Origin of the sequence: Rhodopseudomonas palustris (genome assembly GCF_034479375.1) — a bacterium.
In the GTDB taxonomy this organism is placed as follows: Bacteria; Pseudomonadota; Alphaproteobacteria; order Rhizobiales; family Xanthobacteraceae; genus Rhodopseudomonas; species Rhodopseudomonas palustris_M.
The window spans coordinates 2,007,874-2,022,435 of sequence record NZ_CP140155.1 but is presented as its reverse complement, the minus strand read 5'-3'; the positions used below and the strand labels follow the sequence as shown (position 1 = coordinate 2,022,435).

Sequence of the window (14,562 nt, the reverse complement as noted above, 5' to 3'; positions counted from 1 at the left end):
TCGTGGCTCTGTACCCGCCATTTCGCGGCAAGCTGACAGCCGATTTGTAGTCACCGCAAAATCGGCCTGCAAGCGACAGATGCGCGACGACGCCAGCCGCGCGTTGGTTGGCGAATGGAATGTGACGCGTCCTTCTCGCCTTGCGAGAAGAGATGTGCTGCCGACGCATCAATGCTCCGCGGAGTGGACCGGTGAGACGCTGGGCACATCGGGCAGGTGGACAGGCTGCTAGCGTTCGACGGTGCCCCTCTCAGAAATGCGCAACTGCCCGCGACGGCGCGCAGTTCGCCTCGCGTCGGTGTCCATGGTCGTCATGAAAATCGTGTCTTTGTCGCGTTCGCGCTCCGCAGCCGAACTGCTGTGCCGCTCCCGTCGCGGGCATCCCGGCGCTGCAGGGTCGTCGAAATGGCGGCTGCTGGTCTCTGTCGCCCCGCTGGCCATCCTCGCGCTGGCATCGCTGTGCGCCGCATTAGGGTGGGCGGATGTCGCGATGGCGTCGCCGGGCGCCGCCACGTCCGCGGCGCTCAGCCAGGTGGTGAGTGGGCCAGCCGACAGCACCAAGCTGCGATCGATGCAGATTCTGGCGACCAAGGCCGTGTCGCAAATCTCGGGCCAGGCCATCTCCGGCGCGGTCGACGGCGCGATCGCAGACGGCTTTTCCGATAATCCGCAGCTTATGACGCCAAACGCGACCGACGCCAGCGGCTTGGCGGACGTCGCAACCGCACCGCTCGTTGCATTGGACGCGTGGTCGGCGCGCGCCGTATCCGGTGTAGCCATGAGCTTCGCGGCGGGCCACGCATCACCTTCGGCGGCGAGTTCGGCGGCCTGGGCACTGACTACACATTCTGGACCGCCAAAGCGCGGGTCGCGTTCGCATTATGAGTTGGCTCCGCGCCGCTGCGGTATCTGTGGTGACGGCGAATACTGAACATTGAGCGAGCACTTTCGTGAAAGACGAAGCCACTCTGACAAACGGAAGACATGGAATGCTGTGGCGTATGGCAAAGTCGTTTGCGGGCGTAAGGTACAAAGTGAGGCTAAATGCCGAGCTGTTGAGCGGCACCGCGTTGTCTTCGGTCGTCATTGTCCTTGCTTTGGGACTATCACGTCCAGCGCTGGCGGACGGCGGCACCGGCGGCCTCGGCACCGGCAGTTTCAGTGGCACAGGAACCGTTGGCCCTGGTGGCGCCGGCGCTACGGGATATAGCGGTCAGGCCGGCAGCGACGGTCAGGATGGCACTGGCGATTACGGCGGCGGCGGTGGCGGCGGTGGCGCTGCCGGCGGCGGTGCCGGGGGTGCCGGCGGCCGCGACGGCAGCGGCGCAGCATCGGGTGGCGCCGGTGGCACCGGCGGCACGAACGGCGCTACCGGTATCACGTCCGTATCCGTGGGCGTCACGGTTAGCGGCGGCATCGGCGGCAGCGGTGGCGCCGGCCTTACGTCCGCGTCGGGTCTGGGCGGCGGTGGCGGCGGTGGCGGCGGCGCTGGCGGTTACGGCGTCGTTGAAACCACCGCTCTCACGCTCACAAATAACGGAACGATCTCCGGCGGCGCCGGGGGTAATGGCGGCGGCACCGGCGGCGGTCTCGGTACGAATGGTGCAAATGGCGATGGCGGCATTGGCGTCCTCTTCACCGCCGGCGGCATTCTCGAGAACTATGGCTCCATCTATGGCGGCAGTACGACCAGCGCCAAGGCCGGGACCGCCGTTGTCGGCAGCAATCTGACGATCCTCAATGCCGGGACCATCTCGGGCGGCAACGGCACCAGCCGCAAGGCGATCGATTTCGTGAGCGGCTCCAGTGTTCTTCAACTCCTGCCCGGCTCCTTCATCAACGGCAATGTCGTTATCGAAGCCGGGGCCAATCTGACGATCGACCAGAGAAGCGCCGGCGTCGACGCATCATTTGGAATTCCTTTCACCACCAACCTTACCGGATCCGGAACCCTCATCGTCGATGCGGGGACGCACAAGCTGACGCTGAGCACAAGCGCAGGCGGCTTCACCGGCGCCGTCAATTTGGCCAGCGGAACGCTGACCATCGCCAGTGCCAACGCGCTCGGCTCCGGCACGTTGGCGCTCGCGGCCGGCACGACGCTCGCCTTCACCGGCGGCAATTATACGATCGCCAACAACATCACGATCAGCGGCGATCCGATTTTCACGCCGGCGGCCGGCACCACGCAGACCATTTCGGGTCTAATCGCCGACGGTGGTTCGCCGGGTTTCCTCGAGATGCTCGGTCCCGGCACGCTGGTGCTGTCGGGCGTCAACACCTATTCGGGCGGCACCCTGGTCACGGGCGGCCTGATCAACTTCAATGCCGCCAACAATTTCGGCACCGGGCTGATCGCGCTCGACGGCGGCGGCCTGCAATGGGCGACCGGCACCACGACCGACATCTCCGCGCGGCTCGCCGCCCTCGGCAGCCATGGCGGCAGCTTCGATACCAACGGCAACAACGTCACCTTCGCCACCGGCCTGACCGGCAGCGGCGGCCTGACCAAAACCGGCGCGGGCTCGCTGGTGCTGGCGGCGGCGAATGCCTACACCGGCGCCACGCTGATCAATGCCGGCACGCTGGCGCTGAGCGGCGCGGGCAGCATCGCGGCGTCGAGCGGCGTCAGCATTGCCTCGGGCGCGGCGTTCGATATCTCCGGCACAAACGCTGGCGCGACCATCACGACGCTGGCCGGCGTCGCCGGGGCGACGGTCGCGCTCGGTAGCAAGTCCCTGACGCTTGCGAATGCCTCCACGACGTTCGCCGGGCAGATCACCGGCACGGGCGGCCTTACCATCGCCGGCGGCACCGAGACGCTGACCGGCGCCAACAGCTATTCGGGCGGCACCACAGTCGCAGCCGGCACGCTGGCGCTGAGCGGCGCCGGCAGCATCGCTGCGTCGAGCGGCGTCAGCGTCGGCACGGGCGCGGCGTTCGATATCTCCGGCGCCACCGCCGGCGCCACCATCGCGACGCTGGCCGGTGCCGCCGGGAGCAGCGTTGCGCTTGGTAACAGGACGCTGACGCTGGCGAATGCGACGGGCAGCTTTGCCGGCGCGCTCACCGGCACGGGCGGGCTGACGCTCGCAGCGGGTCGCGAGACGCTGACCGGCACCAACACCTATTCGGGCGCGACCACGATCAACGGCGGCACGCTGGTGGTGAACGGCTCGATCGCCAATTCGGCGACCACGGTCGCCGGCGGCGCGACGCTGGCCGGCACCGGCACGGTCGGCAGCCTCACGGTGGCGAACGGCGGCACCCTGGCGCCGGGCTCCGGTGTCGCCGGGACGACGTTGCATGTGGCCGGCAATCTCGCGTTCCAGTCGGGCGCGCTGTATCTGGTTCAGATCAATCCATCGGCCGCGTCCTCGACGATCAGCGGAACGGCGACGCTGGCCGGCAACGTGCTGGCGGTTTTTGCGCCGGGCAGCTATCTCAGCAAGGACTACACCATTCTCACGGCTTCCAGCCGGACCGGGAGCTTCGACGCGCTGACGAGCTCCGGCCTGCCGACCGGATTCACCGCCCGTCTCGACTACTCCACGCCGAACAGCGTGACGCTGAAGCTGCAGGCCAGGCTCGGCGACACCGCCGGCTTCGGCCTCAACCCGCGCGGCGTCGCCAATGCGCTCAACGGTTACTTCAACGCCGGCGGCACGCTGCCGCCGGGCTTCGTCGGCGTGTTCGGTCTGACCGGCCAGACCCTCGCCAACGCGTTGACCCAGCTCTCCGGCGAGCCGGCGACCGGCGCCCAGCAGAGCGCGTTCCAGATGGGAACGGCGTTCCTCGGCCTGATGACCGATCCGTTCGTCGATGGGCGCTCCGAAGGCGAGGGCGCCGGCGCGCTCGGCTATGCGCCGGAACGTCCGCCGCTGCCGGCGGGCGTCGCCTCGGCCTATGCGGCGATCACCAAGGCGCCGCCGCGCCCGGCACCAGCCTATGAGCCGCGCTGGAGCCTGTGGGGAGCGGCCTATGGCGGCGGCAGCCGTATTGCCGGCGATGCGGCGATCGGCAGCAACGATCTGACCTCGCGTGCCGGCGGGGTTGCTGCGGGCGCGGACTATCAGCTCTCGCCGTTCACCCGGCTCGGCTTTGCGCTGGCGGGCGGGCAGAGCAGTTGGAATCTCGGGCAGGGCCTCGGCAGCGGCCGCAGCGATGCCTTCCAGGTCGGCATCAACGCCAGGACGACATCGGGCCCGGCCTATCTCGCCGCCTCGCTGGCGTTCGCCAATCACTGGATGTCGACCGACCGCATGTCGTTTGCGGCGACGCGCAGCACCGCCAGCTTCAACGCGCAGAGCTACGGTGGCCGGCTCGAGGCGGGCTGGCGCTTCGCGGCGCCGTTCGTCGCGGTGACGCCCTATGCGGCGGTGAACGCGCAATGGTTCGACACGCCCTCTTACAGCGAGACCAGCCCCGCCGGCCTGTTCGGCCTCGGCTATGCGAGCCGCAGCGCCAGCGATACCCGCGGTGAGGCAGGTGCGCGGCTCGATCGCAGCGTCGCACTCGACTCTGGTTCACTGCTGACACTGCGGGCGAAGTTGGCCTATGCGCACGACTGGGTCAGCGATCCCTCGCTGACCGCGACCTTCCAGGCGCTGCCGGGGGCGAGCTTCGTCGTCAACGGAGCGGCGCCCACACGCGATTCCGGCCTCACCTCGGTGGGCGCCGAGTTGCGCTTCGCCGGAGGCCTCGCACTCAGTGCCAAATTCGACGGCGAGTTCGCCGCGCATGCTCAGACCTACGCCGGCACGGCAACGCTGCGCTATCTTTGGTGAAGGATGGCAGCCGAGGCGATCGTGGAGGGTCGGAAGCCCCCAAGCCGAGCTGCCTTGCAGGCGGCCCGGCTGCCCCGCACCACCAACGACTACCCCATCCGCTTCACCATATGCACCACCCGCGCCCCATTCGCGCGGGTTTCCAGCCGCTCGTGGGCGTAGCCGAGCGACGCGTAGAGCCGGATGTTCTCTTCGAAGCGTTCGTTGGTGTAGAGCCGCAGGGTGGTGCGGCCGGCCGCGGTGGCGATCTGTTCGGCGAGCGCCATCAGGCGGCGGCCGTGGCCGCGTCTCTGTGCGTCGGGCGACACTGCGACGTTGACGATCAACAGATCGTCGTCGCGCAGTTCGGTTTCGATCAGCGCCGCCAACACGCCGTCGGCTTCGAGCAGATCGAACCGATGCTCCCGAATCGCCACCGCGTAGTCGGCGAGCATCGGCAGCGGTTCGTAGCCGATCAGCGCGAGCCATTTGGCGTAGGCGCGCATCGTCAGGTCGGTGATTGCCGCAACGTCGGCCGCCGTGCCGCGCCGGATCAGGTCGGCCATACGATGCCTTTCGTCAGGTGCGGCCTCATCCCGCCTTCGCGCACTCCGTCGTCCCGAACACCCGATCCAGCACCGGCAGGATCGAGGTGTCTTCCTCGGCGTTCATTTCTCTCTCGGCGGCGAAATGCCGGTCGCTGTCGCGCGGCACCGGCGTGGAGGCGTCGCCGCGCTGGATCTTGGTCTGCAGGTCGGAGAGCGAGCGCGACCAGTAGTGATTGAGGCGCAACAGGTCGAGCACCGGACGGTCGCCCTGGAACGGGCGGCCGGTGGTGTCGACGGTTTCGCCGCGCCAGTACTTGTAGAGATGCACGTTGCGGATCGCGTAGACCCAGCGCGGATTGGCGATGGTCTTGGCGGAGATCTTCGACAGCTTCGATCGCCGCGTGAAGGCGCGCGCGATCGGCACCGGCGGCCGTTCCTCGACGCCCGCCGAGCCGAAATAAGGCGAGAACACCCCGATCGCCGGCACGCCGTCGAACCGGCCGAGCATGTCGGTGACGTTGTCGGCGGCGGGCGAGAACAGATACTCGTCGATGTCGATGAACGCCATCCACTTCGCATCCAGCCGGTGCTGCCTGATGCAGTGGCGATACGCCGGGAGCTGCCCGACCTCGACCGGCCAATCCGTCAGCGTCACCAGCCCGCGCGCGATCCAGGGCTCCAGCACCTCGCGGAAATCATCGGTGCTGAAATTATTGTACAGATAGAAGTGCCCGACGCCGACGCCTTCGTGAAACCGCAGCCACTCGTCGAGGAACGGCGCTTCCTCCCGGAAAATCGCGACCACGGCCAACGTCGGCACGTCGCGCGCGGCGACGGCCCGATCGAGCGCCCGGGCTCGCCAAACCATCGGCGCCCGCAGCAATGTCTTCAAACTCGGCATCGACTGCCCTCGCGCATCCGGACGGCGTCGACATCGCGCGACTGATGATCGTTCGGAGGCGCGATCCGGAACCGCGATCTTGCCAAGCCGGGCGCATTGCTGCAATCGTTCGATCGGGCGCGGCCGTGCGCCGCGTCGGCCTGCCTGTCGCGCGCTTCGCCGGCGCCGTTTCGACGGCGCCTCATTCCCGCCATTGCCGCCTGATCTTTCGAAATCGCAACGTTCACGAGCGCCATGACCGATCGCCGCCGCCTTGTTTCGTCTCGCTTGGGCCTCGTCGCCGCCGCTGCGCTCGTCGTCGGCGCCGGGGCATTGTCGGGCTGTGCTGCGATCGGCGACAGCGCCATGTCTCAGGCGTTCGTCGATCCCGCCAGATATAATCTGTACAATTGCGAGCAGCTCGCCGCCGAGCGCAGGGGTCTCGACGCGCGGCTGGCCGACCTCAACGGCCTGATGCGCAAGGCGGAGACCGGCGTTGCCGGCTCGGTCGTCTCCGAGGTCGCCTATCGCAACGATTATATCAACGTGAAAGCGATGTCGCGGCTCGCCGAACAGACCTGGCGCGACAACAAATGCGTCGAGGCGGCGCCACCGCCCGCGGCGTCAGCGCCCGGCGCGCGCCCGCCGGCGCATTCGGGCCGCGCGACGCGCTGAGCGGTTCGGACGCGCGCGGTGCGCCGCGCACTGCCTCATGGTCGCCAGTCGTAGACCCAGCCTTGCCGCGCCAGCAGCCGCTCGCCGCCGAGCGCCTGCATCGCCAGATCGCGCGCCAGCGCCATCGGGCCGGTGAGGTGATAGATCTTGCCGTTCTGCCGCGCCAGCCGCTGCACCCGGGCCACCCGCGCGCGGCGCGCCTGCGCATAGCGCTGCAGCGACGCCGGCACCGACAGCGCGTCGCCGGCGGCGTTTGCGCCGTGGCTGTCGCCGAGGCATTGCGCCAGCACCGCGGCGTCCTCGATCGCCATGCCGGCGCCCTGCGCCGCGAACGGCAGCATGCCGTGCGACGCATCGCCGAGCAGCGCGGTCGCGCCAGCGGTCCAGATGCCGCCGTCCGGCATCGCGAACAGCGCCCAGCGCTTCCAGCTCTCGACCGCGCCGATCATGTCTCGCGCCGAGGACGCCCAGCCGGCGGCGGCGAACCGGTTTTTGATCTCGTGCGCCTCGCCCGGCGCGCTCCAGCCCTCGCGGTGCCAGTCGTCGGCGACGATCGCGACCAGATTGATCCGCCGCCCGCCGGAGATCGGATACACCACCAGATGCGCCTGCGGCCCCATCCAGAGCTGCACGCCGGCGCGCAGGTCGGCCCGCGGCAGCGCCCTGGCGTCGACCGTGCCGCGCCAGGCGATTAGTCCGCTGAACCGCGGCTGCGTCGACGGAAATAACTGCCCGCGCACCGTCGACCAGATGCCGTCGGCGCCGATCAGCGCCAGCGCCTGCTCATGCTTGCGCTCGGTGCGCCGGCGATGACCGACCGTGATGCCGCGCGCGTCGCTGGCGAAGTCCTCGAACCGGCAGCCGAGCCGCAGATCGATCGACGGATGGGCGACGACCTCTGCCTCCAGCGCGGATTGCAGATCGGCGCGGTGGATCACCCAATACGGGGCGCCGGCGCGCGCCGCTGCCGCATTGCCGAGCGGCAGCCGCACCACCGCGCGGCCGCTGCGCGCGCTCATCACCGTCACCGCGTCGGGCGCGACCGCGCGCTGCGCGAGCCTGTCACCGAGGCCGAGACCGATCAGCACGCGGCTGGCGTTGGGGGAGAGTTGCAGTCCGGCGCCGGCTTCCTCGAGCCGTTCCGTCTTTTCCAGAACGATCACGCGAAAGCCTCGCGCCGCGAGCGCGAGCGAGGCCGTCAGTCCGCCGATTCCCGCGCCGGCAACGATGATCGTGCGGGAGGCCGGCACGATGCGATCAGGCGACCTTGTCCTTCAGCACGCATTCCGGCGGGCGCGCTTCGCCGGGCCCGAGATCGGGCGCGTAGCGATACAGCGTCGAGCAATACGGGCAGATGATCTCGTTGTCGTTGCCGAGGTCGAGAAACACATGCGGATGATCGAACGGCGGATTGGCACCCACGCACATGAATTCCTTCGAGCCGATCTCGATCATCGGAACGCCGGCCTCGTTCTGGAAATGTGGAACCACGTGTTCGGACATTCGGCTCACCTTAGCTCGCGACGGAGAGGGCAATCATCACGGTGCAGCGCACCATACCGGCGTCGGCTCCTGATTCCTAGAGCGCGCGGACAGGCTTTGCCTGTCGAAATTCGACACAATCCCATGATGTTGGAGAAGCCCTTCTTTCGTTGGATCGGTTGTGTCCAAGCTGTGACACCCCACATTGATGACACAACGAGGGCCGCAGCAAATGCGTCTGAAACTGGGCATCGCCAAAGCTGGCATCGCACTCTGCGCGGTTGCGCTGGTGCTGACGTGGCCGCATGCCCGGCGCAGCGCGGCCTTTCTTGCCGCGCAGGACGATCCGGCGCAACTCTCCGAGTTGCAGATCGGCTCCGCATTGCAACAGGACCCGGAACTGATCAGCCGTCATATCACTGACGCGCTGGACGCCCACGATCCGGACCTCGCCGGCAGCCTGGTGCAACTTGCCGCTGCACGACATATCGATCTTCCCGTCGAACTGACCACGCGCGTCGCCGAGGCCGTCGCCGCGCAGCACTCGGCCGCCGGCATCGCCACCCGCTTCGCGACCGGTCTCGTCACCGGCAAGGCCGAGGACGGCGCCAGCCTGTCCGGCACCGTGGCGGGCGATCTGTTCGTGTTCGGCGACATCCGCGACGTCGTCCGCGAGGGCACCAATCTCGCCACCGGCGCGGACACCGACCGGGTCGTGCTCGGGCTCGCGGCGGCCGGGATCGCCATCACCGCGGCGACCTATGTCACGTTGGGTGGCGCCGCTCCGGTGCGCGCCGGGCTGACGCTCGTCAAGGACGCCCGCAAGGTCGGCCGGCTCGGCGGAGGGCTGGCGACATGGACCAGCCGTTCGGCGCGGGACGTGATCGATGCGCCGGCGCTGCAGCGCGCGGTCGCAGGCGTCTCGATCCGCCGCCCGGGCGAGGCCCTGACCGCGGTCAAGGCGGCGTTCCGCGCCGAGAAGGCCGGCGGGCTGATGCGGCTGGCCAAGAATGTCGGCCGCATCGGCGACAAGGCCGGCACCCGCGGCGCGCTCGATGCGCTGAAGATCGCCGACGGGCCGAAGGACATCGCGCGCGCCGCGCGGCTCGCCGAGGCCAAAGGCGGCCAGACCCGCGCCTTCCTCAAGATCCTCGGCCGCGGCGCGCTGCTGCTCACCACCGGCGCGTGGAATTTCGCCTGGTGGATCTTCGGCGCGCTGATCACGGTGTTCGGCCTCGTCACCTCGCTCAAGGCCGGCGTCGAGCGGATGACGCAGGCCTCGATCGATCGCGGCAAGGCGCGGCGCGCGAAACGTCTGCTGGCCGAGGCGAAGCGGGCGCAGCGCGCGCAAGTCAATCCGTCTCCGGTCGCAGCGGCCCTGTCGGTTTCGTAACTGTCGCGGGGCCTCGTAACGCTCTATCCTGCCGGTCTCCTGTCTCTCACCATTTCCTTCAACAATCATCGGACGGTCGATGCCGAGCTTTGATCACGGCGGTGTCAGCATTGCATATCTCGACGACGGCGAGGGCGATCCGATCGTGCTCGTGCACGGCTTCGCGTCGAACAAGAACGTCAACTGGGTGTATCCGTCCTGGCTGTCGGAGTTGAAGCGCGCCGGCCGCCGCGTCGTCGCGCTCGACAATCGCGGCCACGGCGAATCGTCCAAGCTGTACGACCCCGCCGATTACGGACTGACTACGATGGCCGGCGACGTCGTCGCGCTGATGGATCATCTTTCGATCGATCGCGCCGACGTCATGGGCTACTCGCTCGGCGGCCGCATCACCGCGACGCTGGCGCGCCGTCACCCCGAGCGCGTGCGCGCGGCGATTCTCGGCGGCATCGGCAGCGGCCTGGTGATCGGCGGAGGCCCAGGCGAGACGGTGGCGCTCGCGCTCGAGGCGCCGTCGCTCGACGACGTCAGCGATCCGGTGGGCCGCATCTTCCGCGCCTTCGCCGATCAGACTCGCTCCGATCGCAAGGCGCTCGCCGCCTGCCTGCGCGGCTCGCGGATGCTGATGAGCGCGGAGGAGGCGGCGGCGATCGCGGTCCCGGTGCTGATCGCGGTCGGCACCACCGACGACGTCGCGGGATCCGCGCATCAACTCAGCGGCATGATTCCCGGCTCCGAAGTGCTCGACATCCCGCGCCGCGATCACATGCGCGCGGTCGGCGACCGCGTCTACAAGGAAGGCGTGGTCGATTTTCTCGAGCGCCGGCCGTGATCCGTGCGGCGCCGTCCGGAGGGCCGGGCGGCTTGACTGGATCGTCCCGCTCCCCACGTTGAGATGGCGCAACCACCGAACCACGGTCGCTGATCGAGGCAATGTGATTGCGCAGGAATGGGTTAACGGTCATCCTGACGATCCCCTCCGGGCCCGCAGGGTGGCGGGACAGCCTCGTCACGGGCGTGCTATAGTGACTGCGACAGGCGAGATCGAGAGAGCCGGCATGGTGATGCATCAGGTCAATCCGCAACCCGCGAAGCTGACGTCGCTCGATCCGATCTGGGAGCGCGTGCGCACCGAGGCGGAGGACGTGGTCCGCCGCGAGCCCGAGCTCGCGTCTTTCATCTACGGCAGCGTGCTGCATCACGACCGCCTCGAAGACGCGGTGGTGCATCGCGTCGCCGAGCGGCTCGATCATGCGGCGCTGTCCGGCGATCTGATCCGCCAGACTTTCGACGAGGCGCTGCGCGAGGCGCCGGATATCGGCAACGCCTTCCGCGCCGACATGGTCGCGGTGTTCGATCGCGATCCGGCGACAGCGCGCTTCATCGATCCGCTGCTGTACTACAAGGGCTTCCACGCCATCCAGACGCATCGCCTGGCGCACTGGCTGCTGCGCCAGGGCCGCAAGGATTTCGCGTATTACCTGCAGAGCCGCGCCTCCGCGGTGTTCCAGACCGACATCAATCCCGCCGCCACCATCGGCCGCGGGATTTTTCTCGACCACGCGACCGGCCTGGTCGTCGGCGAAACCGCGATCATCGAGGACGACGTCTCGATTCTGCACGGCGTGACGCTCGGCGGCACCGGCAAGGAGCACGAGGACCGGCATCCCAAGATTCGCCACGGCGTGATGATCGGCGCCGGCGCCAAGATCCTCGGCAATATCGAGGTCGGCCATTGCGCCCGCATCGCCGCGGGCTCGGTGGTGCTGAAATCGGTGCCGCACAACATGACGGTCGCCGGCGTGCCGGCCAAGGTGGTCGGCGAGGCGGGCTGCGCCGAGCCGTCGCGCACCATGGATCAGATGATCAACGCCATCGGGCTTTGATCCGGCGGCTTCCGGGCGATGGACTTTCGTCTCGCTGTGAATGCAGTTCGAATCGCCACGCCGGGGCTTGCGGTGGGCGGCGCGAGAACGTACTGACGGCGGCCTCGCTTGCCGCGATCGCGCGGCGGACCGCGCGTCCGCCGCGCGCCGGAGCCTTGTTATCTAGTCTGGATTGGAGATCACCGTGGACGTTCAGGAAGTCAGAAAACTCGATGCGTATCTCAAGCGGGTGTTCGGCAATCCGAAGATCCGCGTGGTGCCGCGGCCGAAGAAGGACGACTCCGCCGAAGTGTATATCGGCGAGGAATTCGTCGGCGTGCTGTTCGTCGACGACGAGGACGATGATCGCTCGTTCCAGTTCCAGATGGCGATTCTGGAAGAGGATCTCGCCGACGTCGGCTGAGATCGCGATCCTTCAATCGGCGTATTCCGCGGCTTCACGTCCGCTGTGGAATACGCGCCAGAGAGCTTCATGATTGATCGAAGCCCTTGCCAAATGCACTGAATCCTCATCCTGAGGAGCCCGGCGAAGCCGGGTGTCTCGAAGGATGGGGCGACGCAGTCCCTCTCGCCCATGGTTCGAGACGGCGCTGCGCGCCTCCTCACCATGAGGCTGTGCCTGTGGTGAGCCTCCCAAACGCCAGTGCTGATTCCATCGGAAACAGAACCGTGCTAACCGCGCACGGCGTGGAGCTGCGCGGTGAGGCGGTCGATCGCGGTCGCGACGTCGCGCCATTGCGTCAGCCATTGCCGCGGAAACCGGAAGCTGAGGTCGGCGCCGTCGATCCGACGCTCGCTGATACACATGCCCGGCGTCTGCCGGTCGCGGGTGCAGCGCGCCGCCAGCGGCGGCTGCTCGGCGGTGACGAGATCCTCGCTGCCGTAGGGCGAGCCGTCGACGAATGGACGAAGCGTCAGCCCGTCCTCGATCTGTTGCGAAGCGGGCGCCAGATAGCGCGGATAGATCGTGCGCAGCCGCATCTGCGGGTCGAGCGTGTCCTGATGCGCGGCGATCGACACGAAGATGCGGTCGATCGGATGAAATTCCTCGACGTCCTGCGGCGAGGCGCGCTTCGGCCGCTCCGGCGGCAGCAGTGAGGGATACAGGAAGGCGAGATCGACGCGCTCCTGCGGCCCGGAATGGCGCTGGAATTTGACCCGGAATGCCTTGGTCGGCACGTTGAACAGCGTCTCGCCGATGCTGACCGGGGTGCGGTCGGGATCGCCGACCGGCTGGGCGCGCCAGGTCGGCCACAGCAGATACGCCACCGCCGCGATCGCGAGCAGCGAGATCGTGCTGCCGATCGCGATCGGCACGCGATGGCTGCGCCGGGCAAGCGGAACGGCGCGGCGCGGGTAGGGGGCTGACGAAACCAAACTCATTGCGGATCAGAACCCGGGAAAATGACACGAGAAGGCGATGCTGCGCCGCGGCGACCAATGCTGTCGCAGCGCGAACGTTATCCCTCGCACGGTCGCGTTAACCCAAACTTAACGATGCGCTGGCGGGCGGGGCCGCATTTTGCGACAGTTCTCGGGTGGGGTAGCGTGAGCGAGACTGTGTGATGTCGCCGGATGCGTACAATAATCTGTTCTCGCTGCTGATCGGTTTCGCCGTCGCCGGCGCGCTCGCCAGCGGCTACCAGGCGATGCGGCGCCAGCCGGCGGGGTTCGGGCTGCTGCAGCAGGGCGTGGTGGCGCAGAGCTTCGCCGCGGTGCCGTTCCTGGTGTTCGCGGCGCCCTTCATCATCATGCGCAACGTGTTGCTCGGCCCGCGCATCGAGCGCCGCCGCACCGAATTCGTGATGCTGGCCACCGTGCTGGCGGGCACCTGGAGCATGATGTCCGGCACGGTGCTGCTGATGGCGCTGCACGCCGTCGGCGTGATCGCCTGAAAACCATTGCCCCCGGCTGCGCGCGTTGTCATGAGTGGGCGCGCAACAGGAGACCGAGATGGCGATCTACGAGCTCGACGGGCAGCGCCCTGACCTTCCGCAGGACGGAAACTACTTCGTCGCCGAAACCGCAACGGTGATCGGCAAGGTTCGGCTGAAGCCGTCGGCCACGGTGTGGTTCGGCGCGGTGCTGCGCGGCGACAACGAGTGGATCGAGATCGGCGAGGGCTCCAACGTGCAGGACGGCTCGACCTGCCACACCGATCCGGGCTATCCGCTGACCGTCGGCAAGAATTGCACGATCGGCCACAACGTCATCCTGCACGGCTGCACCATCGAGGACGGCGCCCTGATCGGGATGGGCGCGATCGTGATGAACGGCGCCCGGATCGGCCGCGGCTCGATCGTCGGCGCCGGCGCGATCGTCACCGAGGGCAAGTCGTTTCCGGAGAATTCGCTGATTCTCGGCGCGCCCGCCAAGCTCGCGCGGACGCTCGATCCGGCACAGGCGACCGCGATGGAGCTCCCGGCGAAGTTCTACGCCGCCAACGGCCCGCGCTACGCCAAAGGACTCAAGAAGATCGGCTGATTCGAACGCCGCATCCGACATGCGAGTTGAATGCGGCGCCGCTCAGGTGCCTTCGGATTCGCGGGCCTGCATCGCGGTGGCGACGCGTTCGTGGCCGGCGGCCCACAGCGAGTGCTCCTCGCTGCCGTCGTGATACGGATTGGCTTCGGCGGGAATGTTCTGACGCGCGGCGCGCTCGCCCAGTTCGAACGGATCGTCGTCTGCCATCACTCTGGTCCTTCAATGTTTGCGTTGCGAATCTGACGAAGCCGCGCTCTTGCGCAGCGCGTCCTTCAGATCGATCGGCACGCCGTGCTTCTTCAGCAGATCGGCGAAGGCCTCGTCGGCGAGCTCCTGCAGCGTGGCCATGCGGTCGCGGCCGAGCTGCTCGAGCTTATCCAGCGTGTCCTCGTCGAGTCCGATCAGCTTGCGCATGGCGCGACGCCTCCGCGTAGACAACTCGGCGCCG

At 68.0% G+C, this 14,562-nt stretch carries 17 protein-coding genes; 9 read left to right on the top strand and 8 right to left on the bottom strand.

Annotation, left to right across the window (positions count from 1 at the left end; genetic code table 11):
• The first annotated feature begins 304 nt into the window (after nt 1–304).
• Nucleotides 305–931 (top strand): hypothetical protein, encoded by a 627-nt coding sequence (locus SR870_RS09140; protein WP_322517654.1) that lies wholly within the window; start codon nt 305–307, stop codon nt 929–931.
• 58 nt (nt 932–989) lie between these two features.
• Nucleotides 990–4,787 carry an autotransporter domain-containing protein gene (locus SR870_RS09135; protein ID WP_322517653.1) on the top strand — a complete coding sequence of 1,266 codons (3,798 nt, stop codon included), beginning with the start codon at nt 990–992 and terminating at the stop codon, nt 4,785–4,787.
• An 89-nt stretch (nt 4,788–4,876) separates the two neighbouring features.
• On the opposite strand, the gene SR870_RS09130 is transcribed toward SR870_RS09135, so the two are convergent.
• From SR870_RS09130 to SR870_RS09120, 3 genes are read right to left on the bottom strand one after another with little or no spacing between them, the layout of a single operon-like run.
• Nucleotides 4,877–5,332 carry a GNAT family N-acetyltransferase gene (locus tag SR870_RS09130; protein WP_322517652.1) on the bottom strand — a complete coding sequence of 152 codons (456 nt, stop codon included), beginning with the start codon at nt 5,330–5,332 and terminating at the stop codon, nt 4,877–4,879.
• 25 nt (nt 5,333–5,357) lie between these two features.
• Nucleotides 5,358–6,215, bottom strand: a complete 858-nt coding sequence (locus SR870_RS09125) for a glycosyltransferase family 92 protein (protein ID WP_322517651.1) — start codon at nt 6,213–6,215, stop codon at nt 5,358–5,360.
• Nucleotides 6,203–6,562 carry a hypothetical protein gene (locus tag SR870_RS09120; protein ID WP_322517650.1) on the bottom strand — a complete coding sequence of 120 codons (360 nt, stop codon included), beginning with the start codon at nt 6,560–6,562 and terminating at the stop codon, nt 6,203–6,205. The genes SR870_RS09125 and SR870_RS09120 overlap by 13 nt, the downstream gene beginning before the upstream one ends.
• Between SR870_RS09120 and SR870_RS09115 the strand changes: the two genes are divergently transcribed.
• Complete coding sequence (locus SR870_RS09115; protein ID WP_322517649.1) at nt 6,561–6,869, top strand: twin-arginine translocation pathway signal; 309 nt, start codon at nt 6,561–6,563, stop codon at nt 6,867–6,869. The two genes, SR870_RS09120 and SR870_RS09115, sit on opposite strands and share 2 nt — an antisense overlap.
• A 35-nt stretch (nt 6,870–6,904) precedes the next feature.
• Here SR870_RS09115 and SR870_RS09110 read toward each other — a convergent pair whose 3' ends face one another.
• A complete protein-coding gene (locus SR870_RS09110) occupies nt 6,905–8,119 on the bottom strand; it encodes an FAD-dependent monooxygenase (protein ID WP_322517648.1) in 1,215 nt (404 codons plus the stop codon).
• Nucleotides 8,120–8,126: 7 nt separating this feature from the next.
• The gene (locus SR870_RS09105; RefSeq protein WP_322517647.1) at nt 8,127–8,372 is read right to left on the bottom strand and encodes a zinc-finger domain-containing protein; all 246 of its coding nucleotides are present in this window, start codon (nt 8,370–8,372) and stop codon (nt 8,127–8,129) included.
• A 211-nt stretch (nt 8,373–8,583) separates the two neighbouring features.
• On the opposite strand from SR870_RS09105, the gene SR870_RS09100 reads away from it, so the two are divergent.
• From SR870_RS09100 to SR870_RS09085, 4 genes are all read left to right on the top strand, one after another.
• Nucleotides 8,584–9,744, top strand: a complete 1,161-nt coding sequence (locus SR870_RS09100; protein ID WP_322517646.1) for a hypothetical protein — start codon at nt 8,584–8,586, stop codon at nt 9,742–9,744.
• A gap of 79 nt (nt 9,745–9,823) precedes the next feature.
• Nucleotides 9,824–10,576, top strand: a complete 753-nt coding sequence (locus SR870_RS09095) for an alpha/beta fold hydrolase (RefSeq protein ID WP_322517645.1) — start codon at nt 9,824–9,826, stop codon at nt 10,574–10,576.
• 226 nt (nt 10,577–10,802) lie between these two features.
• A complete protein-coding gene (cysE, locus tag SR870_RS09090) occupies nt 10,803–11,630 on the top strand; it encodes a serine O-acetyltransferase (RefSeq protein WP_322518236.1) in 828 nt (275 codons plus the stop codon).
• Between the two features lie 184 nt (nt 11,631–11,814).
• Complete coding sequence (locus SR870_RS09085) at nt 11,815–12,033, top strand: DUF3126 family protein (RefSeq protein WP_317257236.1); 219 nt, start codon at nt 11,815–11,817, stop codon at nt 12,031–12,033.
• A gap of 269 nt (nt 12,034–12,302) precedes the next feature.
• On the opposite strand, the gene SR870_RS09080 is transcribed toward SR870_RS09085, so the two are convergent.
• Nucleotides 12,303–13,013: a hypothetical protein gene (locus SR870_RS09080; protein ID WP_322517644.1), complete on the bottom strand. Its 711-nt coding sequence runs from the start codon at nt 13,011–13,013 to the stop codon at nt 12,303–12,305.
• A gap of 182 nt (nt 13,014–13,195) precedes the next feature.
• Here SR870_RS09080 and SR870_RS09075 point away from each other — a divergent pair, with 182 nt between their 5' ends.
• Together SR870_RS09075 and SR870_RS09070 are read left to right on the top strand one after the other, a co-directional pair.
• Complete coding sequence (locus tag SR870_RS09075; RefSeq protein ID WP_322517643.1) at nt 13,196–13,525, top strand: DUF6949 family protein; 330 nt, start codon at nt 13,196–13,198, stop codon at nt 13,523–13,525.
• A gap of 58 nt (nt 13,526–13,583) precedes the next feature.
• Nucleotides 13,584–14,114, top strand: coding sequence for a gamma carbonic anhydrase family protein (locus SR870_RS09070; RefSeq protein ID WP_322517642.1), 531 nt, complete (start codon nt 13,584–13,586; stop codon nt 14,112–14,114).
• Between the two features lie 42 nt (nt 14,115–14,156).
• On the opposite strand, the gene SR870_RS09065 is transcribed toward SR870_RS09070, so the two are convergent.
• Both SR870_RS09065 and SR870_RS09060 read right to left on the bottom strand, forming a co-directional pair.
• Nucleotides 14,157–14,321 carry a hypothetical protein gene (locus SR870_RS09065; protein WP_322518402.1) on the bottom strand — a complete coding sequence of 55 codons (165 nt, stop codon included), beginning with the start codon at nt 14,319–14,321 and terminating at the stop codon, nt 14,157–14,159.
• Between the two features lie 12 nt (nt 14,322–14,333).
• Complete coding sequence (locus tag SR870_RS09060) at nt 14,334–14,528, bottom strand: hypothetical protein (RefSeq protein ID WP_322518235.1); 195 nt, start codon at nt 14,526–14,528, stop codon at nt 14,334–14,336.
• Between the last annotated feature and the right edge of the window lie 34 nt (nt 14,529–14,562).